Source organism: Nocardia sp. Root136, assembly GCF_001427185.1.
Classification (GTDB): Bacteria; Actinomycetota; Actinomycetes; order Mycobacteriales; family Mycobacteriaceae; genus Nocardia; species Nocardia salmonicida.
The window spans coordinates 2,184,215-2,210,180 of sequence record NZ_LMFE01000001.1 but is presented as its reverse complement, the minus strand read 5'-3'; the positions used below and the strand labels follow the sequence as shown (position 1 = coordinate 2,210,180).

At 69.1% G+C, this 25,966-nt stretch carries 22 protein-coding genes; 11 read left to right on the top strand and 11 right to left on the bottom strand.

What is annotated here, in order from left to right; translation table 11 throughout:
• The first annotated feature begins 84 nt into the window (after window positions 1-84).
• Window positions 85-879, top strand: a complete 795-nt coding sequence (locus ASD42_RS10235; RefSeq protein ID WP_056815960.1) for an enoyl-CoA hydratase/isomerase family protein — start codon at window positions 85-87, stop codon at window positions 877-879.
• Window positions 880-957: 78 nt separating this feature from the next.
• Window positions 958-2,208, top strand: a complete 1,251-nt coding sequence (locus ASD42_RS10230) for a class I adenylate-forming enzyme family protein (protein WP_056813233.1) — start codon at window positions 958-960, stop codon at window positions 2,206-2,208.
• 29 nt (window positions 2,209-2,237) lie between these two features.
• On the opposite strand, the gene ASD42_RS10225 is transcribed toward ASD42_RS10230, so the two are convergent.
• Window positions 2,238-2,981, bottom strand: a complete 744-nt coding sequence (locus ASD42_RS10225) for a tyrosine-protein phosphatase (RefSeq protein WP_056813230.1) — start codon at window positions 2,979-2,981, stop codon at window positions 2,238-2,240.
• A 315-nt stretch (window positions 2,982-3,296) separates the two neighbouring features.
• Between ASD42_RS10225 and ASD42_RS10220 the strand changes: the two genes are divergently transcribed.
• The gene (locus tag ASD42_RS10220; RefSeq protein WP_235569362.1) at window positions 3,297-3,833 is read left to right on the top strand and encodes a TetR family transcriptional regulator; all 537 of its coding nucleotides are present in this window, start codon (window positions 3,297-3,299) and stop codon (window positions 3,831-3,833) included.
• Window positions 3,834-3,878: 45 nt separating this feature from the next.
• Window positions 3,879-5,057 carry an amino acid deaminase/aldolase gene (locus tag ASD42_RS10215; protein ID WP_056813227.1) on the top strand — a complete coding sequence of 393 codons (1,179 nt, stop codon included), beginning with the start codon at window positions 3,879-3,881 and terminating at the stop codon, window positions 5,055-5,057.
• Window positions 5,058-5,072: 15 nt separating this feature from the next.
• Here the strand turns inward: ASD42_RS10215 and ASD42_RS10210 are convergent, their stop codons facing one another.
• Together ASD42_RS10210 and ASD42_RS10205 are read right to left on the bottom strand one after the other, a co-directional pair.
• On the bottom strand, window positions 5,073-5,693 hold the full coding sequence (locus ASD42_RS10210; protein WP_056813224.1) for a phosphoribosyltransferase: 621 nt from the start codon (window positions 5,691-5,693) through the stop codon (window positions 5,073-5,075).
• Between the two features lie 11 nt (window positions 5,694-5,704).
• A complete protein-coding gene (locus tag ASD42_RS10205) occupies window positions 5,705-6,562 on the bottom strand; it encodes a carbon-nitrogen hydrolase family protein (RefSeq protein WP_056813221.1) in 858 nt (285 codons plus the stop codon).
• Between the two features lie 62 nt (window positions 6,563-6,624).
• On the opposite strand from ASD42_RS10205, the gene ASD42_RS10200 reads away from it, so the two are divergent.
• Both ASD42_RS10200 and ASD42_RS35205 read left to right on the top strand, forming a co-directional pair.
• Complete coding sequence (locus ASD42_RS10200) at window positions 6,625-8,427, top strand: DEAD/DEAH box helicase (RefSeq protein WP_056813218.1); 1,803 nt, start codon at window positions 6,625-6,627, stop codon at window positions 8,425-8,427.
• A gap of 133 nt (window positions 8,428-8,560) precedes the next feature.
• Window positions 8,561-12,289: a bifunctional RecB family nuclease/DEAD/DEAH box helicase gene (locus ASD42_RS35205; protein WP_235569473.1), complete on the top strand. Its 3,729-nt coding sequence runs from the start codon at window positions 8,561-8,563 to the stop codon at window positions 12,287-12,289.
• Between the two features lie 354 nt (window positions 12,290-12,643).
• Here ASD42_RS35205 and ASD42_RS10190 read toward each other — a convergent pair whose 3' ends face one another.
• The 4 genes from ASD42_RS10190 to ASD42_RS10175 are packed head-to-tail and all read right to left on the bottom strand — an operon-like array spanning window position 12,644 to window position 15,661.
• Entirely contained in the window at window positions 12,644-13,348 is a 705-nt protein-coding gene (locus ASD42_RS10190) for an ESX secretion-associated protein EspG (RefSeq protein ID WP_056813212.1), read from the bottom strand.
• Window positions 13,345-14,646 (bottom strand): WXG100 family type VII secretion target, encoded by a 1,302-nt coding sequence (locus ASD42_RS10185; protein ID WP_156677415.1) that lies wholly within the window; start codon window positions 14,644-14,646, stop codon window positions 13,345-13,347. Before ASD42_RS10185 ends, ASD42_RS10190 begins: the two co-directional genes overlap by 4 nt.
• Complete coding sequence (locus ASD42_RS10180; protein ID WP_235569361.1) at window positions 14,639-15,037, bottom strand: hypothetical protein; 399 nt, start codon at window positions 15,035-15,037, stop codon at window positions 14,639-14,641. Before ASD42_RS10180 ends, ASD42_RS10185 begins: the two co-directional genes overlap by 8 nt.
• Window positions 15,038-15,055: 18 nt before the next feature.
• Complete coding sequence (locus ASD42_RS10175; protein WP_056813206.1) at window positions 15,056-15,661, bottom strand: alpha/beta hydrolase; 606 nt, start codon at window positions 15,659-15,661, stop codon at window positions 15,056-15,058.
• Window positions 15,662-15,821: 160 nt separating this feature from the next.
• Between ASD42_RS10175 and ASD42_RS10170 the strand changes: the two genes are divergently transcribed.
• A complete protein-coding gene (locus ASD42_RS10170; RefSeq protein ID WP_056813204.1) occupies window positions 15,822-16,736 on the top strand; it encodes an SMP-30/gluconolactonase/LRE family protein in 915 nt (304 codons plus the stop codon).
• A 15-nt stretch (window positions 16,737-16,751) separates the two neighbouring features.
• On the opposite strand, the gene ASD42_RS10165 is transcribed toward ASD42_RS10170, so the two are convergent.
• Window positions 16,752-17,582 (bottom strand): hypothetical protein, encoded by an 831-nt coding sequence (locus tag ASD42_RS10165; RefSeq protein ID WP_056813201.1) that lies wholly within the window; start codon window positions 17,580-17,582, stop codon window positions 16,752-16,754.
• A gap of 198 nt (window positions 17,583-17,780) precedes the next feature.
• Here ASD42_RS10165 and ASD42_RS10160 point away from each other — a divergent pair, with 198 nt between their 5' ends.
• Window positions 17,781-18,953: an acyl-CoA dehydrogenase family protein gene (locus tag ASD42_RS10160; protein WP_056813198.1), complete on the top strand. Its 1,173-nt coding sequence runs from the start codon at window positions 17,781-17,783 to the stop codon at window positions 18,951-18,953.
• Window positions 18,954-18,962: 9 nt separating this feature from the next.
• The gene (locus ASD42_RS10155) at window positions 18,963-20,090 is read left to right on the top strand and encodes an acyl-CoA dehydrogenase family protein (protein WP_056813195.1); all 1,128 of its coding nucleotides are present in this window, start codon (window positions 18,963-18,965) and stop codon (window positions 20,088-20,090) included.
• Window positions 20,091-20,139: 49 nt separating this feature from the next.
• Here ASD42_RS10155 and ASD42_RS10150 read toward each other — a convergent pair whose 3' ends face one another.
• Complete coding sequence (locus ASD42_RS10150; RefSeq protein WP_056813189.1) at window positions 20,140-20,766, bottom strand: hypothetical protein; 627 nt, start codon at window positions 20,764-20,766, stop codon at window positions 20,140-20,142.
• Window positions 20,767-21,022: 256 nt separating this feature from the next.
• On the opposite strand from ASD42_RS10150, the gene ASD42_RS10145 reads away from it, so the two are divergent.
• Together ASD42_RS10145 and ASD42_RS10140 are read left to right on the top strand one after the other, a co-directional pair.
• Window positions 21,023-21,301: a hypothetical protein gene (locus ASD42_RS10145; RefSeq protein ID WP_082844106.1), complete on the top strand. Its 279-nt coding sequence runs from the start codon at window positions 21,023-21,025 to the stop codon at window positions 21,299-21,301.
• Between the two features lie 53 nt (window positions 21,302-21,354).
• Entirely contained in the window at window positions 21,355-22,182 is an 828-nt protein-coding gene (locus ASD42_RS10140) for a GNAT family N-acetyltransferase (protein ID WP_056813186.1), read from the top strand.
• On the opposite strand, the gene ASD42_RS33440 is transcribed toward ASD42_RS10140, so the two are convergent.
• Both ASD42_RS33440 and ASD42_RS10130 read right to left on the bottom strand, forming a co-directional pair.
• A complete protein-coding gene (locus ASD42_RS33440; RefSeq protein ID WP_442938648.1) occupies window positions 22,179-24,116 on the bottom strand; it encodes a protein kinase domain-containing protein in 1,938 nt (645 codons plus the stop codon). The two genes, ASD42_RS10140 and ASD42_RS33440, sit on opposite strands and share 4 nt — an antisense overlap.
• Window positions 24,092-25,918 carry a serine/threonine-protein kinase gene (locus tag ASD42_RS10130; protein ID WP_056813183.1) on the bottom strand — a complete coding sequence of 609 codons (1,827 nt, stop codon included), beginning with the start codon at window positions 25,916-25,918 and terminating at the stop codon, window positions 24,092-24,094. The genes ASD42_RS33440 and ASD42_RS10130 overlap by 25 nt, the downstream gene beginning before the upstream one ends.
• Between the last annotated feature and the right edge of the window lie 48 nt (window positions 25,919-25,966).

Here is a 25,966-nt window from a genome sequence, read left to right as displayed (position 1 = left end):
CGGTTCCGTGACGTGCGCGACCGGTTCCCACCGGCCGGTCCGACTAGCGGCGTCGATGTGGCGGCCGGGTTCTACGCTGACCTGATGAGTGCAACCCAGCCAACCCGACTGTCACGCGAGTTCACCGAAGCCGGCGCCGAGTTCGCGACGATCACCATCGACCACCCGCCGCTGAACCTGTTCGATCGCGGACTCATGGCCGCGCTGACCGCCGATATCGCCGCGGTGAGCGCACTACCGCCGCGCGCGCTGCTGATCAGGGCCGAGGGCAAGGTCGTCTCGGGTGGTGTCGACGTGAACATCTTCGACGGCCGCACCGTGGAGGAGGGCGCGCAGCTGTGGCGTGAGCTGTTCGCGCAGATCATCCACCCGCTCGAGGCGCTGCCGTGCCCGGTGGTGTTCGCCGCGCACGGGCTCACCCTCACCGCCGCCTTCGAGATGTCGCTCGCGTGCGACATCATCCTGGCCGCACCGAAGGCGAAGTTCGGGCTGGTGGAGACCGTGGTCGGACTCACGCCGTCGATGGGCGGGCCGCAGCGGCTGGCCGAACGCGCAGGCTCGGGCCGTGCCCGCGAGTTCGTGATGACCGGCGACCTCTACAGCGCGGCGACAATGGCCGAGTGGGGCGTGGTCAACGCGATCCACGACGACCTGGATACCGCGGCCGCGGCGCTGGTCGCCCGTCTGGCCGAGGGCCCGACCCGCGCGCACGCCGCCACCAAGCAGATCATCGAGGCCTGGCGTTCCGGCGGTGTGGCACACGCTGATTCGGTGACTCCTGAGGTGTCGGGCGCGCTGTTCGACACCGCGGACCTGCGTGGCGCGGTCCGCAGCTTCCTCGAGGTCGGACCGGGTAAGGCGACCTATCGCGGCGAATGAGCTCGCCGAGTGCCTGACAGCGTTGTGATCCACGTCATATAGTCACAGGTGCGGCTGTATCGACGTACGGAGGTCCGGATGGGTCATGGCGAGCACGAACCGGGCGCGGCCGTCTTCGAGTTCCCCGCCACCAGTGCGGCAACGCAGCTGCGGCGGGGCTCCGACGGCGTGCTGCGCTACGGCGACCTCAGCCCGGCCCTCACCGAACTGCTCGATCTGCGGGTGCACTCGTTCACGAATCGGGAGGCGGTCGTCGAGGTCGGCGGCCCGCGCCTGACCTACCGCGAACTCTGGCACAGCGCCTCGCGGATCGCGGGCGGCTTGCAGGACCACGGCATCGGCTACGGCGACCGGGTGGCGGTGCACATGCCCACCGGCGCGCGCTGGGTGCAGGCGTTTCTCGGCGCGCTGCTCTCGGGCGCGGTGCCGGTGCTGGTGCCCGACGCCTTGCCCGCCGCGATCGCCGACCGGGTGATCGCCGACAGCAGAGCCGATTTCGTGCTCGGCCCCGACGGACCGCTGCCCGACAGCACCGCCTACATCGATGACGGTGCGGCACTGGCTGATCCGGCCCTGCTCTGCTACACCGGCACCGCCGCGCGCCGGTCCATGCCCGCGGGCGTCGAGCTGACCAACGAGAATCTGCTCTCGGCGGTGTCGTCGGTGGTCGGGGCGCTCGGGCTGCCCGCCGACGGGTTGCGCAATCTGGTGTTGTTGCCGCTGGCCCACGCCAGCGGTTGCGTCGACCAGCTGCTGCCCACCTTCGCCGTCGGCGGCACGGTGGTCCTCGCGCCGGGAGCCCGCCGACTCGCCGACGTGCTGGTGAGCGAGCGGATCGACACCGTCTCGGCCACGCCGCGGATCTTCGCCGGGCTGGTCCCCGAACTCGTCGCCCGCCGCACCGGTGAGGGTGTGCGCAGGATCAGTAAGGCCTGTCACCGTTCCGAACGTGCCGCCGCCGCGGCCCCCGCCACGCTCGCTACCGCGCTGCGGGGACTGTTCCCTTCGGCCAAGCAGTGGTCAGTGTGGGGCGCCACCGAGACCAGCGGAATCGGGCTGGTGGTCGACGACACCGAGCTCGCCGACTCCGATGCGACCCTCGGGTTCGCCTTCGGTGGAACGGAATTGGCGCTCGCCGGGCCACGGGCCAGTTCAGGTCACGGTGAATTGCTGTGTCGCGGGCCCAATGTCAGCCACCGCTACTGGAACGACCCCGATGCCTCGGCTGCCCGCTTCAGCGGAAGCTGGTTCCATACAGGCGATTTCGTCAGCATCGACGCCGACGGACTGGTCCGGCTCGACACAGCCCGCCGAGTCAGCGGGCTGTGATCGAGGCCGCGTCGCCGCAGCGGCTCCGGTTACGCCAGGCGTGCCCGCAGGGCCGCACGCAGGTCGCCGGTGAGGCCGACCGTCGTGAGGTAGTTCTCGAGGTGGCCGTGGTTGTCGCGCACGCTGGCGTCGGCGGTGCGCAGGTATTCCTCGCGCACGCCGAGTAGGTCCGCCGACAGCGCGTCGCCGTTTCCGATCTTCGGTTCCAGCAGCCTGCGCAGCGGCTCGACGGCGGCGTTGCTGGCGAGGAAGTCGGCGTACACGTCCTCTTCGGTGACGCCGACCGCGCGCAGCACGGTGGCCACGGCCCAGCCGGTGCGGTCCTTGCCCGCCGCGCAGTGCACCAGCACCGCGCCGTCGCCGCGCACGATCGAGCCGGCCAGTTCGGCGATCGCGGTGTGGGCCTCTGGCAGTGTCGGGAAGGCTCGGTAGACCTCGATCATGTGCGAGAACGCCGAGGTGGTCTTGGCCTCGTGCGGCGGCGCCTCCTCCATCCGCGAATCGAAGGGCGTCACGTGCAGGCGCACGTCATCGGGCAGGGTGTCGTGGCCGATGTGGTCGATCTCGACGATGCCGCGCAGATCGTGCACATCGGTGACGGACAATTCACGCAGGGTGTCGTGGCCCCTGTCGTCCAGACCGCTCAGCTGGGCGGATCGCAGCAGTACGCCGGGGCGGACCGTGGTGCCGTCGGCGGTGCGAAGGCCGCCCACATCGCGGAAATTGAAGGTGCCGCTGAGAGCGAACTGGTCGGCGGGAGGCGAGAGAGTCACCCGACCAGGTTATCGGCGACTCCGGTGCCGCCGCGCCCGAGTTCGCGGATCGGTCATCTGCTGTGTTGTGTCTGTTACGACGGGTGCCACTGTGCCGTCGCCCACACCTCCGTGGCTGACCAGGGCCTACTTTGTACAATCGACCAGATGCGCGGATTCCGGTGCGGGGGTGTCGGATAACCAGGAATGCGACAAATTAAGGCCGTATGGTCGGTTTTACATAAGGTCGCATTCGGATAACAAAACAATCTTTCAGTCTGAAAAGGATGGCTGAACCAGTTCATGAATCCTGAAAATCTTCTAAGATCGAGCTCGGTGACCACCAAGCTCGCATCGCCGCGGGCAGCGATATTTGTTGCCGAGGAGTCGTCGTTGAGCGCCAGTCGTGAACTAACTGAAATTTCGCTTCGGCCAGCCGTATGCGATGCCGTCGAACAAGCCGCCGCCAGTTCGGATGCCACCGGTGTTCGGGCGCTGCGGGTGTTCCTACATGCCGGGCTCAGTACCTATTGGCCGCTGGTGAAGGCCGCGCCGGCCCGGCGAATAGCCGCCTACGAAGCCGCGCTGCAAACTCTGCGCTTGCGGTGGGCGCCCACGGGCGACACCATCGGCGATCCGACCGCCGTCGCGATGTTCCGTGAGATGGACGACGAGGCCGCCGACTTCCTCGGGTTGTGTGCGCGCCTGTCCGGCACGCAGTGGCTCGAGCCGGTCGATTCGGTCGCGGGCTATCTCGTCTCGGTGTTCCATGGCGCGGTCCTGCGCTGGCTCGCCGACGGCAACGACGAGACCATCCTCGTGGTGATCGACGACCTCGTCGGCTGCCTGACCCTGAAGGCCGTCGAAAGCTGAGCGGCAATGCTGGACGACTGACCAAATAGGTGGTTCAGTAGTCGAGTGACCCAGACGACATCGCTGCACCATCTGCACGCGGCGACCGCGGAGCTCGACCCGCCGCTGGCCGCCCTCGACCTGACCGCGCTCGAACGCAATGCCGCCGACCTGGTCCGGCGGGCCAACGGCACCGCGATCCGGGTGGCCAGTAAGTCGGTCCGCTGCCGCGCCGTGCTCGAGCGCGTGCTCGGCGACGAACTCACCGCCCGCGGCGGGTTCGCCGGGATCATGGCGTACTCGCTGCGCGAGGCCATCTGGCTGGCCCGGCTCGGCGCCCGCGACGTCCTGCTCGGCTACCCGGTTCTCGACCGTGCCGGCCTGGCCGAACTCGCCGCCGCCCCGAATCTGCTCGCGGCGATCACGCTGATGATCGACGATGTCGCCCAACTCGAACTCACCCGCGCCGCGCTGGGCACCGACCTGGTCCACCCCCGCGTCTGTCTCGATGTCGACGCCGCCCTGCGTATCGGCCCGCTGCACTTGGGCGCCCGGCGCTCACCGGTGCGCAGTCCCGAGCAGGCAGGCGAGTTGGCCGCCGAAGCGCTGCGACGCGGGTTCGATGTGGTCGGCGTGATGACCTACGAGTCACAGATCGCCGGTCTGCCCGACAGCAATCCGGCGGTGCGCGTGGTGAAACGCTTGTCCGCCATCGAAATCGGGCGAAGGCGCACCCGAGTGCTCGACGCGGTCCGCGCGGTGACCGGCCCGCTGGAGATCGTCAACAGCGGCGGCACCGGTTCGATCGAAGTCTCGATCACCGATCCCGATGTCACCGAGGTGACCGCCGGTTCCGGTCTCTATGTGCCGACCCTGTTCGATCACTACCGCTCGTTCACCCCGCGCCCCGCGCTGTTCTTCGCCACCCCGGTCCTGCGCAAACCCACCCCGAGCATCGCCACCGTCTTCGCGGGCGGCTACATCGCGTCCGGCCCCGCGGGTCCCAGCCGGGCGCCCGCTCCGGTCTGGCCCGCAGGGCTGAAACTGCTCGGCTCCGAAGGCGCGGGCGAGGTCCAGACACCCCTGGCCGGCGGTGCCGAACTCGAGATCGGTGACCGGGTCTGGTTCCGCCACGCCAAGGCGGGCGAGCTGTGTGAACGCTTCACCGAGATTCACATGGTCGACGAATCCGGCGCACGCACAACAGTTCCCACCTACCGCGGCGAAGGGCAGTGCTTCGGCTGAGACCGACGTTTCCGCTCAGCGCAGCAGGGCGGTGACCTCGTCGTCCTCGAGCTGATGGAAGTCGTCGTAGGCCAGGCCGACGCCGCCCAGGTCGATCGGCATCCACAGGCAGACGAGTTCGTCGCACTCGCGCTCGACCCGTCGCGCCGCCTCGGGTGAGGACACCGGCATGGCCACCACCAGTCGATCGGGCCGCTGGGCGCGCGCCACCCGGCACGCGGCCACCACCGTCGCCCCGGTCGCCATCCCGTCGTCGACGATCACCACCGTGCGCCGTGTCAAGGGAACACGGGGGCCGACGCGCAGGATCGCCTTCCGACGGCGGAGTTCGGCCCGTTCGGCCTGCTCCACCTCGTCGAACGCCTCGGCGCTCACCCCACTGCGATCGACCACGTCACGATTGAGGACCAGGAGCCCGCTCTCCCCGAGCGCCCCCATCGCCAGCTCCGGCTGCCACGGCAGGCCCAGCTTGCGCACCAGCAGCACGTCGAGTTCCCCGCCGATCGCCGTGCTCACCGCCGCCGCCACCGGCACGCCCCCGCGTGGCAGCCCGAGCACCAGCGGGCGGCTGGCCCGCAGGTGTTCGAGAGCCGTGCCGAGGGCGCGGCCCGCCGCCGTGCGATCCGGGTAGACCATCGCTTCGAACGCTACTCCGGTGGCGAACCCTCGGAAATGGTGAAACGACGCAGCGACAGGCTGGGATTGGCGGCGCGCACCCTGGCCAGATGCGCAGGCTCCACCGTCGCGGTGAGGACGCCGGGCTCGTCGCCGAGTTCGGCGAGCACCGTCCCCGCCGGATCCACGATCATCGACGCGCCCGCGCCGCGTGGCGCGCACTGATCGGCCGCCGCCACGTACACCGTGTTCTCGATGGCGCGCGCCCGCAGCAGCGTCGTCCACTGGTCGACCTTGGCGGGTCCAGGTATCCACTGCGCGGGTAGCAGCAGCACGTGTGCGCCCGCCGCCGCGACACGCCGACATCCCTCCGGAAATCGCAGATCGAAACAGGTCTGCATGCCGAATATCACACCGTCGACGGCGAATGTGGCAGGTGCGACGAGCGGTCCGGCGGCCACCACGTCCGATTCCAGATGCCCGAACGCGTCGTACAAATGCACCTTTCGATACACCGCCACCCGCGCGCCGTCCGGACCGTGCGCGACGAGCGTATTGCTGATGCGGGTGGCTCCCGGCGCGGGCAACTCCACCACACCGGCCACCAGGAACACTCCGAATTCGGCTGCGAGCGCAGCGAGTCCGGTGGTGAAAGGACCGTCGAGCGGCTGCGCGATCGCGACGACACGCTCGTCCAGGCGAGTCACGGCAAACATCGAGTATTCGGGCGCCACCACCACATGAGCGCCCGCGTCGGCCGCCGTCCGCACGTGTTCGCGCAGGGTCGTCAAATTGGTGTCGGGGTCGGTTTCGGGCGCGAATTGGACCACGGCAATCGGCACCGTCACCGGCTCGGGTTCCTGATGTGTTGACCGGTTCTGCAGTTGCATAGGTCTCACCGTATTCACCTGGTGGTTGGGGCAGCTACCTCCAGGCAGTAAACTCGTGGTCAATGAACACAAATGAGGTCGACAGCGTTCCTGCCGACAACGACAGGCACGACACCGGCCCGACCTTCGCCGATCTCGGCATCGATGACCGCGTACTCGCGGCCATCGCCGATGTGGGCTACGAGTCGCCGTCCCCGATTCAGGCGGCGACGATTCCCCCGCTCCTCTCCGGCGCGGATGTCGTCGGCCTCGCCCAGACGGGCACCGGCAAAACCGCGGCATTCGCGATCCCGATCCTGATGAATCTGGACACCGCGCAGAAGAAGCCGAGCGCCCTGGTGCTCGCGCCGACTCGTGAGCTCGCGATCCAGGTCGCCGAGGCCTTCGGTAAGTACTCCTCGCACATTCCGGGTCTGCACGTGCTGCCGATCTACGGCGGGCAGAGCTACGGCGTACAGCTGTCGGGTCTGCGGCGCGGCGCGCACGTCGTCGTCGGTACGCCCGGCCGTGTGATCGATCACCTGGAGAAGGGCACGCTCGACCTGTCGCAGCTGCGCTACCTGGTGCTCGACGAGGCCGACGAGATGCTCAAGATGGGCTTCCAGGAAGACGTCGAGCGCATCCTGCGTGACACCCCCAAGGACAAGCAGGTCGCGCTGTTCTCGGCCACCATGCCGGGCGTGATCCGCAAGATCTCCAAGCAGTACCTCAACGATCCGGTCGAGATCACGGTCAAGTCCACGACGCAGACCAGCTCCAACATCACCCAGCGCTATGTGCAGGTGTCGCATCAGCGCAAGCTCGATGCCCTGACTCGCGTGCTCGAGGTCGAGACCTTCGAGGCGATGATCATCTTCGTGCGCACCAAGCAGGCCACCGAAGAGCTGGCCGAGAAGCTGCGCTCGCGTGGTTTCTCCGCCGCCGCGATCAACGGCGACATCGCGCAGAACCAGCGTGAACGCACCATCGGGCAGCTGAAGTCGGGCGGGATCGACATCCTGGTCGCCACCGATGTCGCCGCGCGTGGTCTGGACGTCGACCGCATCTCCCACGTCGTCAACTACGACATCCCGCACGACACCGAGTCCTACGTGCACCGCATCGGTCGCACCGGCCGCGCAGGCCGTTCGGGCGAGGCGCTGCTGTTCGTGGCCCCGCGTGAGCGTCATCTGCTCAAGTCGATCGAGCGGGCCACCAGGAGCGCGCTCACCGAGATGCAGTTGCCGAGCGTCGACGACGTGAACGCGACGCGCGCCTCCAAGTTCGGTGACTCGATCACCGAGAACCTGGCTTCGGACAACATCGCGCTGTTCCGCAAGCTGATCGAGGACTACGAGGCCGAGCACAACACCCCGCTCGCCGATATCGCCGCGGCACTGGCCGTGGGCGGCTACGACGGCGACAACTTCTTCATGTCGCCCGAGCCGGAGCCCGCACCGCGTCGCGAGCGTGATTTCGATCGCGACCGTGAGCGTGCGCCGCGCCGCTACGACGACGAGGACCGCGCCCCGCGTCCGCCGTCGTTCAACCGGGAGAACGGCGAAGAACTCGCCACCTACCGGATCAGCGTCGGCAAGCGCCATCGCGTGGTGCCCGGCGCGATCGTCGGCGCCATCGCCAACGAGGGTGGCCTGCGTCGCAGCGACTTCGGTCACATCAGCATCCGGCCCGATTACAGCCTCGTCGAGCTGCCTGCCAATCTGCCCAACGAAACGCTGGAAGCCTTGCGGCGCACCAGGATCAGCGGCGTGCTGATCCAGCTGACGCCCGACCAGGGTGCACCGGCGCAACGGCTCAATGCTCGTGGCCCGCGCCGCGACCGCGAGGCGCGCCCGCGGACCGAACGGCGCAAGCCGCGCACCTGAGTCCCGCTCGCGTGCACCAGGGCCGAGGTCAGGCGCATTCGCCCTGCCCACGGGTCGTACCCTGGTCTCTCGCAACGCTGGTTAAGGTGTTGGGCGTCGGGTGTTCGTGAACACAGGAGGGCCGCGCTTGTTCGTGTCCGGTGATCGGGTGGTCGGTGCCGTCGGCGATCTCGCACGCGCGGCGAACTGTGAGTTCGCGGTGTTGCGCGGAATCGACGCCGCTCTCGGCAATCTGCCCGGGGTTCCCGACACGACCGCCCCGCTGGTGCGCACGGTCGAACCGTCCGTCGAACTGCTCGCGCACTTCGGTGACAGGCTCGTCCGGATCCCCTCGCCCGAGGTGGTCGGCGGGGACGCGGCTGCCCGGATCGCGGCGCTGACAGCCGCGGCGGAGCGCACCGCGCGAGCGCTGAGTTCCGGCGCCGAGGCGATCTACGGCGCGGTGTTCTTCGACGGTCGATTCGCCTGCGGCGCGGACCTTCTGGTCCGTGACTCCGCTGACGCGAGGTACACCGTGCACAGTGCTCTCGGCCAGGATTCGGTCGGCGTGCCGGGGGTGCTGCGCCGTAGTGAGACCGGAACGCCACCGGTGACCGGGTTGCCCGAGGATTCCGCGGACGAGGAATTCAGCAGTTTCGTCGGGTCAGCGGCTGTGCCCGCTGACAGTCGGGCGCTGCGCCGCGAATTGGCCGCGGGTCGGACACCTTTCGAGCGGATCGCGGCATCGGTGCAGGCGGTCAAGGTCGATCCGGCTCGCGAATTGCTGGGTGCTCGCCTCGAAGCAGCGGCCTGTGCGCAGGCGCTCGCCGACGTCGGGGTGGGTGTCGATCCGGCGGCTTATCTCTGGACGGCCGATGGTGTGCGGCGCGAGGTGATCGATCAACTGGCGCCGGTGTATTCGGCGCGCCGGGCTCGGGTGGAGCAGATCATCGAGGACAAGCTGGCGGAATTGCTGCCGGTCCAGTGGGGCGACCCGCGTTATCTGGCGTGCGGGCAGTGTCCCAGTTGCCGCGCCGCCGCGGCGAACGCGCGAGACCTGTTGCTGGTCGCGGGAATCCGACCCACCCAGCGGGCGAGGCTGCGCGAGGCGGGGGTGCTCACGATCGACCGCCTCGCCACCACCAACACCCCCGTCCCCGGCCTCGCCCCCCGCACGCTGGCGGCCCTGCGCAAACAAGCCGACATCCAACTCGTCCGCGAACGCACCGGCCACCCCGCCTTCACCCTGCGCGACGCCACCGCGCTCGGCGCCCTCCCGGCCCCACGTCCCGGCGATCTCGCCCTTGTCATCGACCTGGACCGGCACGGCACGATCACCGGCCTCGAACTCGCCGATGCCGCCACCATCGTCTTCCGGCCGGTCGTCGCCGGTGTGGAACAGCCGAACAGCGTCAGCTACCGCCCCGGCCCGCCTGTCGGTCCGACAGACACGAACGCGGTGGTCTTCGGCCCGGCCGGGGTCGAACCCGCGAACGCGGCAGGCTATCCCAGCGCCGATCCGTCGGAGGCGGACACCGTCTCGTTCGGGCGCATAGTCCTCGGCGACGACCGGGTAGACGCGCCTGTCGCCGATCCACGTCCGACCGGCGTCGATACGCCACCGCGCAGCCCCCTCGGTCTCGGCCATGCGAACGGCCCGTCGACGCAGGACGGGGGTGTGCTGGAGGAGTTGCTGGAGATCATCGCGGAGCATCGGGCGGCGGATCCGGATGTGCGTGTGTACCACTACGGTTCGGATATCCGGACGGCACTGCTCGATTGGGCGGGTCAGCTCGGAACCGGCGCCGATCTCCTGGACGAGCTGTTGGCCGATCGAGCGCTGGTCGACCTGGCGCCGATCGTGCGCACCGCGCTGTTGATCGGTGAACAGTCCTACGACGCAGCGGGACTGGCGGCATTGCTGCCGAATACGCCCGGTCGCGCGGCGACGGTGCTCGGTATCCGCGACTGGCTGCTCGATCGCGCGGTCGAAGCGGGAATCGCGGTGCCCGGCACTCGATTCGCCGTCACGGAATCCGATGTGCCGCCCTCGCTGCACCCGAGCTCGCTGGAGGCCGCGCTCAGTGAGTTCGCCGCTGACGCGCAAGGAGATTCGGCGCGCGCCGCCTCGTTGACGGCGGCGGTACTCGGCTATCACCGGCGGGAACGGCAGCCGCGCTGGTGGGCCCACATCGATCGGCTCGGCCATCCGGTCGGCGATTGGGCCGACGCGCCGGGCGTGCTCGTCGTCGAATGGGGCACCGTCGACACCAAATGGCATCGCACGCCACAGCTTCCGACGATGCGCCGCTACCTCACGCTCACCGGCAGGCTCGGCACGGGCGCCACCCTCACCCCTGGCACGCAGATGGTCACCATCTACGACGGCGCCGCCGCGGCGGGCATGACCCAAACGCTCGGCCGCCGCGCCACCGCCACCGCCACCGTGCTCGGGTGTGCCGTCGACCCGAATTTCGACGACACCGTCCGGCTGGAAGAACTGCTCCCGGCAGGCTGCCCGCCCTACGACGACCTCCCCGCCGCCATCGCCCCCGGCCCGCCCGACGGGGAGGCCGAGATCGAGGCCGCGCTGGAGTCCACCGCACAGAACCTGCTGATGAGCCTGCCGTGTGTACCGGAGAACGCGGTCTACGATCTGCTGCTGCGCCGCGCGCCCCGGCTGCGCGACGGGATGGCGTTACCGCAGCCTCACGACGACCTCGGCGCCGTCCTGGCCCACGCGGTCGGTGCGCTGGACGCCTCGTACCTGGCCGTGCACGGCCCGCCCGGCACCGGCAAGACCGGGATCACCGGGCGGGCGCTCGAGCGGCTCGTCACCCGCCACAAGTGGCGGATCGGGGTGGTGGCGCAGTCGCACGCGGTGATCGAGCGGATCTTCGACGCGGTCGTCGAGGCGGGTCTGTTGCCCGAGCTCGTGGCGAAGAAGGACGTCGCCTCGGTCGGCCTGGAATGGTCGGCGATCGATGCCACGCGGTATCCGCGGTTCCTCGACAATGCCGTCAACGGCTGCGTGATCGGCGGTACCACGGCGGATTTCGTCGACGACCGGCTGATCGCGCCCGGCGCGCTCGACCTGCTGGTGATCGCCGACGCCGGGGAATGCTCGCTGGCCGACACGGTCGCGGTGGCGGTGAGCGCGCGCAATCTGCTGTTGATCGGCGATCCGGTTCCGGCCAGGTCGCAGGCGAAGCATCCGGAACCCGTGCAGGTCTCGGCCTTGGAGTGGCTGTGTGAAGGCGCGGCGACGTTGCCTGTCGAGCGTGGCTACTTTCTCGATCGCACCTGGCGGATGCATCCGGCGGTCTGCGAGCCCGTGTCGGCGAGTTGCTACGACGGGCGACTGCGCGCGGACGAGGCCGTCACGATGACGAGGGATCTGGTGGGGATCGCGCCCGGCGTGAGCACGGTGCTCGTCGAGCATCGTGGCAGCGCTACCGAATCCGATGCCGAGGCGCGTGAAGTGGTGCGGCGGGTTCGGATTCTGCTCGGTGAGACGTGGACCTCCGACGGGGGGACTCGCAAGCTCCACCCGCACGACATCTTCGTGGTGGCGCCCTATGCGGCGCAGGTTGCGCGGATTCGTACTCTGTTGGCTCGTGCCAAGATCGAAGATGTGCTCGTGGGAACGCCGGATCGGTTCCGGGGGCGGGAAGCTGCTGTGGTTCTGCTGTCGATGACCACGTCGACTCCTGCCGACGCGCCCTTCGGGATGCGGCCGTTGCTGTCGCGCACTGTTATTCATGCGACGTTGTGTCGGGCTATGTGGATGGCTGTTGTCATTCGGTCGCCGCTGCTTACCGAGTACTTGCCGGATACTGCTGAAGAACTCGCGGATCTGGCGGGGTTTCTTCGGCTCGGGTAGCGGGCGGGTATTCGGTGTTTACTGAATGCGGGTGCGGGGTGCCCGGTGTTCACCGGGCCCGGGTGGTTTGACGGGCTGTGTTTTTGGAGCGCTGGCGCGCTCGAGCGGGGCCCCTGAGGCCCCGATCTTCCCTCCCTACGGGTACTCCTTCGTCGCACCCTTCGGTCAGTCCAGATCGGGGCGGGCCCCTTTGGGTAGAGACACATCGGGGTTCACCGGGCCAGGTGGGTGGGGCAGGCGCATCGGGTTTACCGGGTGAGGTGGGTGGGGCAGGCGCATCGGGTTTACCGGGTGAGGTGGGTGGGGGCCGACGCATCGGGGTTTACCAAGCCGAGCGGGTGGGGCGGAAGGGGTTCAGACGCTTCGGAGTAGGCGGCGTAGCCATTCGACGGCGGTATCGGGTGTGGCGGGGGTGATGTCGATGTGGCGGCTGGCGTGGACCAGGTAGCGGCCGTCGTCGGTGAGGTCGATCCAGGACAGCACGCCTGTGGGCTTGGGGTCGCTGCCTGCCGCGACGAGGATCTGGCCGATGCCGCTGCGGGGGCGCTGGAGGAGTCGGCGGATGCGGGCGGCGTCGGATGGGCCTGCCACGGGCGCGGTTACCAGGTCGCGGCTGTCTTCTTCGACGCGAGTCGCCGGGGCTGTGATGCGGGGGATGAGGCCGGGGGGCTGGGCCGGGAGGCGGGAGAATACCTGGGCGGCAAGACGTTTCGTGCTGCCTACCTGGACGTGCACCGAGCCGCCGCGGTCGGGCGCGGTGCCGGGGTCCTGCACCGCCAGCACCGCGACATCCGCGGTGACCGCGCCGAGCATCCGCACCGGCGCGGGGGCGTGGCCGCAGACCTCGACGCGGATCTCCGGTTTCGCCAGCACGCGCAGGGCGGCCGCGAGGTCGGCGTCGAGGGTGCGGGCGCACCAGGCCTCTAGCGCGGGTTGCTGGGCGGCGCGCTCGACGGTGTCGCGCGCCGACGCACGCACGGCCAGCGGATAGGGAATCCGGTCGCCGTCCGTGCGTGCCCAGGTCAGCGCGAACTGGTCCGGGGTGAAGTGCCAGTTCACTCCCGCTCGGTCCACTCGCCGAGCACGGCGGGACTGGTCGGGTCCAGCTTCCCGATCAGGGCGTTCACCTCGTCGGCGGGCTCGAGATAGGTCGGCTCCTCCTCGAGGAACCGCAGGAACTCGTCGTCCTCGTCCTCCGGCTCCTCCACCGGCTGGGCAGGCCGGGGCCCACCGGACGGCCGCGCCTGATCCGCGGCGGCGATGGCCCCACCCATCATGCCGCCGACGGCGCCCGCGCCCATGCCTGCCGCGGCCTCACTACCGGTCACCGTGGGTTCCTGGCGCCCATCGTTCCCGGCCGAGGCCTCGGCCACCTGACCGGTGGCCGAGGCGGTAGCGGTGTCCGCCGCGGGGCGGGGTCGGCTGCCTGCTGACACTTTGCCCGGGAAAGCCGACGACGTTGCCGGGGTGATCGATGCCGGGGCAGTGCTCGCTTTCTCAGCGGAATCGGTCACCGGCCGACCCGGACCGGCGACAGCGGCCGGTGTCGTGGCGGCGGTGGTCGCCGGTGTCGTCGCGGGCGTCGACCCTGCCGGTGCTGTGGCATTGCCGTTGGTTGACAGAACGCCGTTGCTCGTCGATGTCGTGCCCGCGCTGCTGACAACCGGCGCGGATCCGGCGGGCACCGTGGCGGCGATGGTTGCCGGGGCGGTCGACGACGCGACGACACCGGGCGTGGCGGCCTGCGGAATTCCGGCCGACGGCACGGCACCCGAGGGTGCGACACCGGAAGCGGTAGTTCCTGTGTCCGTGGTGATTCCGGTGAACGCGGGCACACCCGACCCGGTCGGCAGGAACGCTCCGGCGTAGATCGTCTCCATCGCCTGCACCGCGTCGAGCCGGGCGTTCTCGGCCTCGCGGGTGAGCGTGGCGTTGGTGGCGGCCTGTTCGGAGTCGAGGAGTGCGGCAGCCGGATCGGGCTGCGCCCCGGCGGGTTCCGCGATGGCGGTGCGAATCGACTCGGCCGCGTCACCGGCCTGGCTGAGCCGGACACCGACCGCCGTCAGCACATCGGCGATGCGCCGACCCGCCTGCTCGAAGTCGCGCACCGCGTCCGAGGCTTGCTGGGCCGCGGCGCCGCGCCAGCCGTCGGCGATGGCGGCCCGGATCTCACCGTGCGCGATCTCCACGCCGTCACCGAGGCCGGTGGCGGCGGTGAGGAAGGTCTCGGCGGCGCCCGCCAGCGCTGCCGGGTCGAGTTGTCTTACCGCACTGTGGATTTCGCCATGCGAGAGGTTATCGAAGACTTCGACGACCGACACGTAGTCCACGTCGGTGCGGCCCGAGATGCTACGCATCGCCACCACCGGGAACCTCGATCGCGGTCACCGCGCCCGCCAGCGCCTGATCGGCCTCGTGGAAGCTCGCCCCGGCGGCGCGGAACACGCCGGCCAGCTCGCGTGCGGCGCTCGCGTAGGCGCGCAGTTCGTCGAGCGCCTCGGTCGTCTTGGTCTCGAAGCCCGTGCGCAAGGCGCCACCCGAGGCGAGTCCGCCGAAACCCGGAATGACCGCGACCCGGCTGAGAATTAGCACCTGGGCTTCGACTTCCTCGGCCAGTCGTTCATAGCGCAGAGCGCACCGTTCGGGCGCGCCGTCGGCGACGAGCACCCCGTCGATCCACAGCCCACCCTCGTCGACGGCTTGGCCGAGAGCCGCCGTATTCGGCAGCCCCGTTCGGTTCGGTTGCACCGGTTCCCCCTTCGTCGTTCATCGCACCGCGGTGAGTACCCACTCCGCGATATCGGCCGCCACGCGGTGCTGCACCGGTTCGTGCAACAGGTCATGTCCGGCGTCGGCGTACTCGCGCAAATCTACCGATCGGTGCCGTGCTGTCCATAGCCGGATTACATCGATGGGCGCGCGCCGATCGTCCACCCCGTGTACCGCCAGAATCGCGAGGCCCGGATCCGGGGCGAGGTCGGCCACCCGGCGCGGAGTGCCGCACAGGACGAGTCCGGCCAGCTCAGAGGGTATTTCGCGCGCGAGGTTAAGCGCGGTCATCGCGCCGAGGGAGTGGCCCATCAACACCGGTGCATCCCGATGATCGGCGCGAACGAGTGCGAGAAACTCCCGCGCGTCGGCGGTCAGCTCGTCGATGGTGCCCGGCGCGTCGGGATCGCCTTCACTCAGTCCCTGCCCCGAGGTGTCCAGTGTCCACAGCTCGATCCCGGCGGGACGCAAGGCCGCGGCGAAGCGGTGGTAGTGCCCGCTGTGCTGACCGGTGCCCGGCAACAGCGCCAGCCTCGCCGCGGGGTGGTCGATGGACCAGCACCGGCAGTGAAGCCGTCCACGCTCGCTGTCGAAATAGGGCACCCGTCGATTATCGCCGCTGCGCCCACTCAATTGTTCTGGGGGACAGGACCAGAGGCGATACTCGGTGATCGGAACGGCCTGTGACGGGGGCTGCCCAAGGTGGGCCCGCAGCCGTTAGACTTCGCGCGTCGAACTGGGTCAACAGAGTCGAGGGTTGCAGATGTTGTCGTTCCGCCGTTGCGTCGTCCGTGTGGTGGTCGGCGCGGCTGTCGTGACCAGCGCCTCGCTCGGTACCGGCGCCGTCGCGGGCGCCGCGCCGCAGTCGTCGTGCGGACAGGCTCGCCAGGACGTCGCGATCAGGTCCAGTGTGCCGCTGCTCGACTGGTCGGAGAACTTCGGCATCGACGCCCAGGGTGACCTGTGGGTTTCGCGGGTCATGCGCGGCGAGGTGCAGCGCTACGACCGCGACGGGCGACTGACCGCCACCGTCGCCGTGCCGTCGCCCGGCGCGGTCCGGCTCGGTCCCGACGGACTGCTGTACGTGGTCACCGGCAATTCGCCGCTGGCCGGTTCGGGCGGCATCGTCCGCTTCGACCCGGCGGCCGCGCGTCCGAACCCCGTCGCGTTCGCGATCGGGTTCCCCCAGCCGAACGGCGCCGCGTTCGACGCCGACGGCAACCTCTACGTGACAACCGGCAACGGCCTGCACCGCTTGCGCCCTGACGGCAGCGAGGACATGGACTGGTGGTCGGCTGTCAGCATCGATGGTCCCAATGGTGTTGCGGTGTCGGGTGACTCGGTCTATATCACCGCGAACTTCGTCGGTAGTGCGGGCCCGGTCGGTCGGGTACTGCGACTCTCACGGAGCAACCCGGGCGAGCCGAGCACCGTCGCCGATCTGACCTCGTTCGGCACGTTGCCCGATTTCGTCGACGACCTGGTCGTGCGCGACGGTGTCCTGTATGTCACGACGCTGGCCGGTCATCTCGTCCGGGTGAACCCGAGCACCGGCACCGCGTGCACTGTTGTCTCCACCCAACCGCTCACCGCGGTCGTCGCCGACCCCGCTGACCCGTCCGCGCTGCTCGCCGGTTCCGAAGAAGGCACCGTCCTGCGGATCCGTCCGATCGGCTGATTCGACCCGGTCGAGTCAGCCGCCGACGTTGGTCGCCGCGGGCGGGGCCGGGGGAGCGGGCGCCGGGGCAGGCTGGGGCGTTTCGGCCGGAGCAGGGGCCGGAGCCGGAGCGGGTGTCTGGGCGGCAGGGGCCTTCGATGTCGGGGTGCCCGAGGAGGATTCGCCCGAGCCAGGGCTGACGGCCTGGGGTTCGGGAGCGGGAGCCGCCGCGGGGGCCTCGGGGACCACTACCGGCAGATCGGGCACGACGAAGGTGCCGACGGTCGGGGTCATCACGCAGCGAGCGCCCGCGTAGTCGATGGTTCCCCACATGGAGGCCACCACCGTGCCCGCGCCGCTGTGCACCGTCTTCGACAGCGACGGCAGCTTGAACTCGGTCTGGTCGTCGAGGCCGACGATGCCGCTCTGACCGGTGTTGACATTGACCCAGGCGACGCTCAGGCCCGATGCCAGCGGAACACCGGTGTGGCGCGGGCTCGCGCTGAAGCGGATATCGCCCGGTGCCAGGCTCGTCTCGGTGCGTGGACCGGGTCCTTCGAACGACGCCGCGGCGATGATCGTGGTGATCGGACCGTTGCTGCCGCAGCCGAAGGTGGGGGCCGCGTAGGTGAAGGGGGTGAACTGTGTCGAGATCTCTCGCAGGGCGTCCTCGCCGACGATGCCGGTGAAGCTGGCGATGGCGCCGACACCGGCCTTCGTCGTGGCGTCCTCGCCCGCGAGGTGAGTGAGGTGGCTGATCGCGTCCTCGGTGGGCGTCGCGGCCGCGCTCGGGGCCAGCAGTGCCAGTGCGCCGATGCTCGCCGCGGTGACCGCCGCTGCTCTCCCTGCGATGGATCTGCCGTTCACCCGTGACTCCTCGGTGGATGCTCGTCGCCGGATAGTCCGGTTCGTCTGGCAACGTACCAGGTCGTCACTGGGGTCGCCGAGCCGCCGAGGAGTCCGGTGAGCGCCGCTGGGACCGTCATCGCGTGTGATGTAGTCGACACCGAGGATTACCGAAGGGTAGGTTTCTCTTCGACGGCTACGAGTGACTGGGAGACCCGTATGAAGTTAGCCCTGTCCCCTGAAGAGGTCGCCTTCCGCGACGAGCTCCGGCGTTTCTACACGACCGAGATCCCGGTCGACATCCGTGACCGGGTGAAACACGGCGAGGATCTGTCCCGCGAAGACATCGTCACCGCGAACAAGATCCTCAACGACAACGGTTTGTGCGTGCCGAACTGGCCGGTGGCCTGGGGCGGCAAGGACTGGACGCCGATGCAGCGCCACATCTGGCTCGACGAGATGCAGCTGGCCTCGGTGCCGGAACCGCTCACGTTCAACGCCTCGATGGTCGGCCCGGTGATCGCGCAGTTCGGCTCCGAGGAACTCAAGCAGCGCTTCCTGCCGCCCACCGCCGCGCTCGACATCTGGTGGTGCCAGGGCTTTTCCGAGCCCGACGCGGGCTCGGACCTCGCCTCGCTGCGCACCACCGCGGTGCGCGACGGCGACACCTACATCGTGAACGGCCAGAAGATCTGGACCACGCTCGGCCAGTTCGCCGACTGGATCTTCTGCCTCGTGCGCACCGACCCGAACGCGCCGAAGAAGCAGGCGGGTATCTCCTTCCTGCTCTTCGATGTGAAGTCGCCCGGTGTCACCATGCGCCCGATCAAGCTGATCGACGGCAGCTACGAGGTCAACGAGGTGTTCTTCGAGAACGTCCGGGTGCCCGCCGATCAGCTCGTCGGCGAGGAGAACCAGGGCTGGACCTACGCCAAGTACCTGCTCGGCAACGAACGCACCTCCATCACCGGCGTCGGCAAGACCAAGGTCAAGCTCGGCCTCGCGAAGGACTATGCCCGTGCGACCAGGACCGGGCGCGGCACGCTGCTCGACGACCCGGTGTTCGCGGCGCGCGTGGCCGAGTTGGAGAACGAACTGCTCGCCCTGGAACTGACCCAGCTGCGGGTGGTCTCCAACTCGGTGGAGGGCAAGCCGAATCCGGCGTCCTCGGTGCTGAAGCTCAAGGGCACGGAGTTGCAGCAGGCCGCCACCGAACTGCTCCTCGACATCGCAGGCGCCGACGCGCTGGCGGTCGATGCCGACAACATCGCCTCGCCCGCGTGGGCCCAGCACACCGGCCCCGGCTACCTGAACTACCGCAAGGTGACCATCTACGGAGGCTCGAGCGAGGTCCAGCGCTCGATCATTTCCTCCACGATCCTCGGATTGTGAGGCACTGACATGGAACTCGCACTGACCGACGAACAGACGATGCTGCGCGACACCGTGCGCGAGCTGCTGCACCGGTTCTACGACGGCGAGGCGCTGGCCAAGGCCGGCGACACCGACCCCGGCTGGAACCGCACGGTCTGGAAGCAGCTCGCCGACCTCGGCGTGCTCGGACTGACCATTCCCGAGGAAGACGGCGGCGTCGGCGCCGGCCCGGTCGAGGCGATGCTGGTGCAGGAGGAACTCGGTCGCGCGCTGGCTCCGGAGCCGGTGCTCGACGCGGTGGTGATCCCGGCCGAACTGCTGCGGCTGGCGGGCAGCGCCGAGCAGCGTCAACGGCTGTTGCCCGCGCTGGCCGAGGGAACCACCCTGCTCGCCTTCGCCCACACCGAGCCCGGCATCCGGTGGCCGTCGGCCGAACTCACCACCGCCGCGGTATCCGTGGGCGAGGGGTACGCGCTGACCGGTGTGAAGAACCCGGTGCTGCGCGGTGATGTCGCCGACGAGTTGATCGTCAGCGCGGTCCTGCCGGACGGCGGGACCGGACTGTTCCTGGTCGACCCGAACCAGGACGGCGTGCAGCGACGCTCGTACCGCACCTTCGACGGCCGCCGCGCCGCGCAGTTCGACCTCGCCGACGCGAAGGGCGAGCTGCTCGGCGGCAACGTCGACGCGGCCGAACAGATCGCGCTGACCCAGGGTTACGCGCAGGCGGCGCTGTGCGCGGAGTCGGTCGGGGCGATGGAGGTCGCGCTCACGCTGACCACCGAATACCTCAAGACCCGCAAGCAGTTCGGGGTCACGCTGTCGAAGTTCCAGGTGCTCACCCAGCGGGCGGCGGACTGCTACGTCTCGCTGGAACTGGCTCGCAGCATGAGCCTGTACGCCACGGCCGCGCTGGCCGACGGCGGCAACGATCCGGCGGTCGCGTCACGGGCGCGGTTGCAGGTGGGCAAGTCGGCCGAGCACATCGGCCAGGAGGCGATCCAGATGCACGGCGGCATCGGCGTCACCGCCGAGTATCCGGTGAGCCACTACGTCGCCCGGTTGACCGCGATCGGTCAGACGCTCGGTGGGGCACTGGAACATCGGCGGGAGCTGGCCGATCGGATCGGCGACTACGACCTGGTCGAGCTGTAGGTCTTTCGACGATGGTGCGTGCCCGAATCGGGTGCGCACCATCGTCATGTCAGCTCTCGGCGGTGGTGGGGGCCGGGGTCTCGGTGGTCGTCGACGCCTCGGTGGTGGTTGCCGGGGTCGGCGTGGCGCCGGTGTCGGCCGGGACGACCGGGGTCGGAGTCGCGTGGTCGAAGGCGTGGGTCGGCGGATAGTCCTCGGCCGCTTCGTCATCGCCGACGCGGGGCGGGGTGACGGTGCGGGTCGGGTTCGGCCGGGTGGGGATCTGCGGCCGCGTCGTCGTCGGCTCGTCCTCGGTGGTCTCCGGCGGGCGGGTCGAGGCCTCGGCCGGTCGGGATTCGGTAGTCGCCTCGCCCGGGCGGGGCTCGGGAGCGGGTCCGCCCTCGGTCGGAGTCTCCGACGGTGAGGTCTCGGTGGAGCTGAGGCTGAACGGTTTACGCGGCGACATGTACGGCGCGATCCGCCAGCTGGGTGACGGTGGGATCGAGATGTGCACCGTCGTCGAGGTCGGCTCGTCGGCCACCCGTGCGGGAGCGGCGGCCAGATCCGCGCTCAACGGCGGCGCGGGCACGTAGACATCCTGTTGTCCGACACCGCACGCACCGATGATGATCAGTCCGAGCGACACCGCGCCAACAGCGACTGCCGGACCTACCAACTTGGCCCTGCTGTTATCCATCGCCTGTTACTCCTCGTCGGCTTCGAGATCGCCTCACAGTAGTGCAGGTCGGGCCGAAGAGCGCATTTTAAACGCTAGTGGTCCAGATATCGGATTGATGAATTCGGCGTGTCGCGGGGACGTGTCGCGCACATTCGACGTCGCCGGGTCGTAGCGTGTGTGAGCAAAGTTACGCATGAGACGCCCGGACCGAAACCCCTGACGCGCGAAGTTTGCGCGACGCAAGTATCTGATCGGCGTCATCGAGGAGAATCTCATGGGAGCACTCTCGACACCCCGGCTGGAAACCGCGGCGGCGAACACTGATTCGGCCACCGTCGGACCTCTGTCGGCGACACCGCCCGGCAACCGCACCTTGGCGGTTGGCGCGCGGATCATGGGCTGGTTGTTCTTCGTCGGCGGTCTCGTCGGTGCCGGCCTCGGTATCGCGGGCCTGCAGGTGGAGATCACCGTCGCCGGGCTGATCCTGGCCTGCACGGCTGGACTCATCCTATTGAAGCTGCGCACCGATCGGGACGCGCGCGAAACAACCTGAGACACCTCATAATTCGAATGCGTTCTCGTGTGTGACGCCTTACCGTCGGTAGGGTGCGCATCGACATCACCGCTGACGCTGCCCGGTTCATGGCCGAGGTGGAGCCGTTCCTGCGGTGTGACCCGCTGCGGCACACGGTGATCGCGAGCACCCTCGCCAACCTGATCTCGGGCAGATCAGGTTCGATGGTGACTCAATTTCTGAGTGTCCGCGACCACGCGGGTGCGGTCGTCGGTCTCGCGCAGAGCACGAACGGCGCCGTCTACCTCGGCGAGGTGCCGCCGCACTGCATTTCGGCCGTCGTCGATACGTTCGCGGGGCGCGACATCGCGGTGCGCAGCGTCGAGGGCGAGCGGGTCGGCGCCGCTGCCTTCGCGGAGCACTGGTCGACGACCACCAGCGGTACCTACCGCGAGACGTACACGACCCGCCTGTTCCGCCTGGGTTCCCCGTACGTGCCAGAGGCTCCCGGCGCACCTCGCCTGGCCACCGTCGACGATCTGGCCGTGTGCCTCGCGCTGATCGAGGGTTTCCGGGTGGAAGCCGATGCGCCACAACGACTCGACGAGACGGCGGTGCGCAGGCGCATCGAGGCCGGAACAACGTGGTTGTGGGCGCACAACGGCACACCGGTCACGCTGGTCGCCCGGCAGGCGGCGGTCCTCGGCTGGGCCAGGATCGGCCCGGTCTACACGCCACCTCGATACCGGGGCAACGGGTTCGCGAGTGCGCTGACCGCCACCGTCGCGAGCCGGATTCGCGCGGAGGGCGCCGACGCCTGCCTGTTCACCGATCTGGCCAACCCCACCTCGAACAAGATCTACCAGCGCATCGGCTTCGAGCCGGTGCGCGACTTCGCGCACTACGCGTTGGCCGACTAGACGAGCGGGGCGGAGTGCCACCACTGGAGCACCTGCGCCTCGTCGGCGATGAAGCCGCGGCTGTACATGAGCATGTTGTCGCGGCCGGAGTCGCCGTCGAAGCGGGTGACCATGCGCGGTGATTTCGGCTGGCTGTCGTCCAGCACGAAGTTCGTGTAGGTGTGGCCGGTGTGCGTCGTGGGGCGCGCGTCGTTGGCGGGCAGGCCCGCGATCGCTTGCGCGGCCTCGCTCGCGGAGGGGTAGAGGAAGAATTCGTAGCTGGCCTTGTTGCCGCCGCCGAAGCAATGCCACATGACCGACCAGTCGCCCATATCCGCGTCGTCGGCATCGCGGCTGGCGGTCGCGCGGTCGTAGGCGAAGCAGCCCGCGTTGCCCAGACCCGAACCGGCATGGACGAGGTTGCTCGCCGAGGTGGAGGGCAGCATGCGGGGGAACTCGTCGCTGAGCTTCGCCGCGTTGGCGCCGATGACCCGGCGGTCGCTGGTCGGCGGTGGAGTCGACGTCAGGCGCTGGGGTGCGGACGTGGTCGCGTCCGCGGAAGACGGTGCGACCGCGGAGGTTTCGAGACCGGGTGGGCCTGACGCGGCGGCGTCGCCGTCATCGCCCAATGCCTTCATGAGGATCCAGCCGAGGAAGACGATGCCGGCGATGATCGCCAGCCAGCCGATCGGCGAGCCCTCCCAGCGTGACTTCCGTTTCTTGCCGAGGTAGTCCTCGGCGACAGATGAGCGACCGCCCGTCTGCCTGGAACTCCCGGCGTCGCGGGGACGCTGAGCGAGGGCATTCGGCGCGCCCGCAGGATACGGAGACGACCCGCCGGGCCACGAGGGGGGCTGTGCGGGCCACGGCTGACCGGTGCTCGGGGCGGAGTTCGCTCCCCACTGTGGGTAACCCGCGGGACGGCCACTTGTGGCCCACGGCTGATCGGGGCCGGTTGTACTCGGCCACGACGCCTGTCCACCAGGCGAATTCGGGTCGCTGTGCCCGGCGATCGGGTAACCGGCGCCCGGGGTGAAGGGCGAATTCGGCGGATAGGTCCTCGTCGCGGATGAGCCGTGAACCTGCTGCGGGGCAGCGTGACCGGCCAGGGCCCGCTGTGCGGCAGCGGCGAATTCGGCGCAGGTGGCGAAGCGTTCCTCGGGGCGCTTGGCCATGCCTCGGGCGATCACCGCGTCGAGCGCGGGGGTGATGCCCGACCGGAGGGCGCTCGCGCGGGGCGGGGGTTGCTGGAGATGGCCCTGGATCACCGCGACGGGATTGGTGGCATCGAAGGGTGTGGTTCCGGTGAGGAGCCGGAAGAGCGTGCAGGCCAGGGAGTACTGGTCGGCGCGGCCGTCGAGGGTGATGCCGGAGAGTTGTTCGGGGGAGGCGAAAGCCAGTGTGGCCGTGAAGGTGCCGGTTTGGGTGAGCTTGGCGGCGCTGTCGTCGTGCAGGCGGGCGATGCCGAAATCGGTGAGGTAGACGCGTTCGGTGCTGTCGACCGGTTCGATCAGGATGTTGGCGGGCTTCACATCGCGGTGCAGCACACCTCGGCTGTGCGCGAAGTCCAGTGCCGCCGCGGTTTCGGCGACGATGCGGACCGCGCGGGCCGGGTCGACGGGCGAGGGCAGCGACGACGCGTCGGAACCGTCGATGTAGCGCATGGAGATCCACAGCTGATCGTTCTCGACGCCACGGTCGTACACGGTGACGATATTCGGGTGCTCGAGCTGCGCCACGAGATCGGCCTCGCGTTCGAACCTGGCCCTGATCTCGTTGTCGAAGAACAGCTCCCGGTTGAGCAGCTTCATCGCGGTGCGTCGTGGCAGCCGCGGGTGGCGCGCCAGATACACCGAGCCCATCCCGCCGCGGCCCAGCAGTCGTTCGATCGTATAACCGGCGAAAACGCCGCCCTCGTCGTGCGTCGACATCAGTTCAGCGGGGCCGAACGCCACCAACGCAGCACCTCGTCGGCCGTGCCGTAGCCGTCGGTGTACATCAGGAACTGGGCGCGGTCGGGCTCGCCGGTGAACTGCGTGATGATCTTGTTCCCGTTGTCGGTGTACTTGTAGTTGGCGTACTGCTTGCCGCCGTTGCTGTCGGTGGACTTGGTGTTGGCCGGCAGACCGTCGAGCACCGACTTGACGTCGGCGGCCGAGTCGAACGCGTAGATCCGGTAGAACGGGTCGTCGCTGTCGCCGCCGCCGAAGCAACTCCACAGATGGACCCAGGCGCCGAAATCGGGTTCGCCTTCCGCGGGTGAGGGCGGATTGCTGTTGTCGGTCTCCCAGCAGGTGGCGCCGTTGTAGCCGGTGGAATCGTCGACCGTGGCGGGTACGATCCGGCCGAATTCGGCGCTGATGGCCTCGGCGCTCGGGGTGATGTGGTTGGCCGCCGATGTCGTCGTCGTGCGGTCGCTGCCCGCGTCGTCGCCGCTGGCCGCGATGCCGATGCCGATCAGCAGCACGATCACCAGGATCACCGCGACGATGATGCCGATGATCAGCCCGGTGTTCGACTTCTGCGGCGGTCGCGAGCCCTGCGGATACTGGGTGAAATTACTGGCCTGCGGCCGCGGCGCGGACTGGTACTGCGGGCGCGATTGCTGGCTGTAGGGATTCTGCGGAGCACCGGTCGGCGACTGGTTCATCGGCCGCTGGGTGCCCATCGGAGCGCCGGTCATCGGGCCTTGTGCGGTGCCCATCTGTCCGCCGGTCATCGGGCCTTGGGCCGTGCCCATCTGCCCGCCGGTCATGGGGCCTTGTGCGGTGCCCATTTGCCCGCCGGTCATCGGACCCTGCGTGGCAACGGGATACGGCAGACCGGTCTGCGGAATCGCGCCGCCCGTCGTGGGTCGCCCGGCGATCGGGTGTGCCCCACCGGTACCCGGACGTCCACCGACGATCGGAATCGCGGGCGCGCTCGGACTGTTCAGCGCCTCGATCGCGGCCTCGGCGAAGTCCGAACAGGAGTCGAAACGGTCGTCGGGCCGCTTGGCCATCGCCTTGGCGAGCACGCCGTCGAGCGCATAGGAGAGCCCGGGCCGCACATTGCTCAACGTCGGCGGCGGTTGCTGGAGGTGACCCTGGATCACCGCGGCCGGGTTGGTCGCCGCGAACGGCCCCGAGCCGGTGAACAGCCAGAACAGCGCGCAGGCAAGGGAATACTGGTCGGAACGGTGATCGAGCGCGGCGCCGGTGAGCTGCTCGGGCGAGGCGTAGGCGAGCGTCGCGGTGAAGGTGCCTGTCTGGGTGAGATTGCCGGTATCGTCGCGCAATCGGGCGATGCCGAAGTCGGTGAGGTAGACCCGTTCGCCACGGCCCGCGCCCGAGCGGGCGAGCAGGATGTTGGCCGGTTTCACGTCGCGGTGCAGCACGCCCATGCCGTGCGCGTAGTCCAGCGCGTCGGCGGTTTCCTTCACGATCTGTAGCGCGCGGGCGGGCGGCAGCGTCTGCGGATCCACCGAGGCCGCGTCGACACCGTCGATGAACTGCATGGAGATCCACAGCTGTTCGTCGTCGTGCCCGCGGTCGTAGACGGTGACGATGTTCGGATGATCGAGGCGCGACACGAGATCGGCTTCCCGCTCGAATCGCGCCCGCACCTCGGCGTCGAAGAACATCTCGCGGTTGAGCAGCTTCAGCGCCGTCATCCGTGGCAGGCGAGGGTGCTTGGCTAGGTAGACCGAACCCATGCCACCGCGACCGAGCTGCCGTTCGATGACGTAGCCGGCGAAAACATCTCCGTTGGCCAGCATGTCTGCTCCACTTCCCGCCGCGCGCCGGGACCCACCAGCGCACGCGCG

Coding starts and splice junctions, on each gene's coding strand:
- ASD42_RS10155 (WP_056813195.1), top strand. CDS start 18,963: ATGGAACTCGCACTGACCGACGAACAGACGATGCTGCGCGACACCGTG.
- ASD42_RS10205 (WP_056813221.1), bottom strand. CDS start 6,562: ATGCAACTGCAGAACCGGTCAACACATCAGGAACCCGAGCCGGTGACG.
- ASD42_RS10185 (WP_156677415.1), bottom strand. CDS start 14,646: ATGCGTAGCATCTCGGGCCGCACCGACGTGGACTACGTGTCGGTCGTC.
- ASD42_RS10235 (WP_056815960.1), top strand. CDS start 85: ATGAGTGCAACCCAGCCAACCCGACTGTCACGCGAGTTCACCGAAGCC.
- ASD42_RS10160 (WP_056813198.1), top strand. CDS start 17,781: ATGAAGTTAGCCCTGTCCCCTGAAGAGGTCGCCTTCCGCGACGAGCTC.
- ASD42_RS10150 (WP_056813189.1), bottom strand. CDS start 20,766: ATGGATAACAGCAGGGCCAAGTTGGTAGGTCCGGCAGTCGCTGTTGGC.
- ASD42_RS10130 (WP_056813183.1), bottom strand. CDS start 25,918: ATGCTGGCCAACGGAGATGTTTTCGCCGGCTACGTCATCGAACGGCAG.
- ASD42_RS10200 (WP_056813218.1), top strand. CDS start 6,625: ATGAACACAAATGAGGTCGACAGCGTTCCTGCCGACAACGACAGGCAC.
- ASD42_RS10210 (WP_056813224.1), bottom strand. CDS start 5,693: ATGGTCTACCCGGATCGCACGGCGGCGGGCCGCGCCCTCGGCACGGCT.
- ASD42_RS10170 (WP_056813204.1), top strand. CDS start 15,822: ATGTTGTCGTTCCGCCGTTGCGTCGTCCGTGTGGTGGTCGGCGCGGCT.
- ASD42_RS10230 (WP_056813233.1), top strand. CDS start 958: ATGGGTCATGGCGAGCACGAACCGGGCGCGGCCGTCTTCGAGTTCCCC.
- ASD42_RS10145 (WP_082844106.1), top strand. CDS start 21,023: ATGGGAGCACTCTCGACACCCCGGCTGGAAACCGCGGCGGCGAACACT.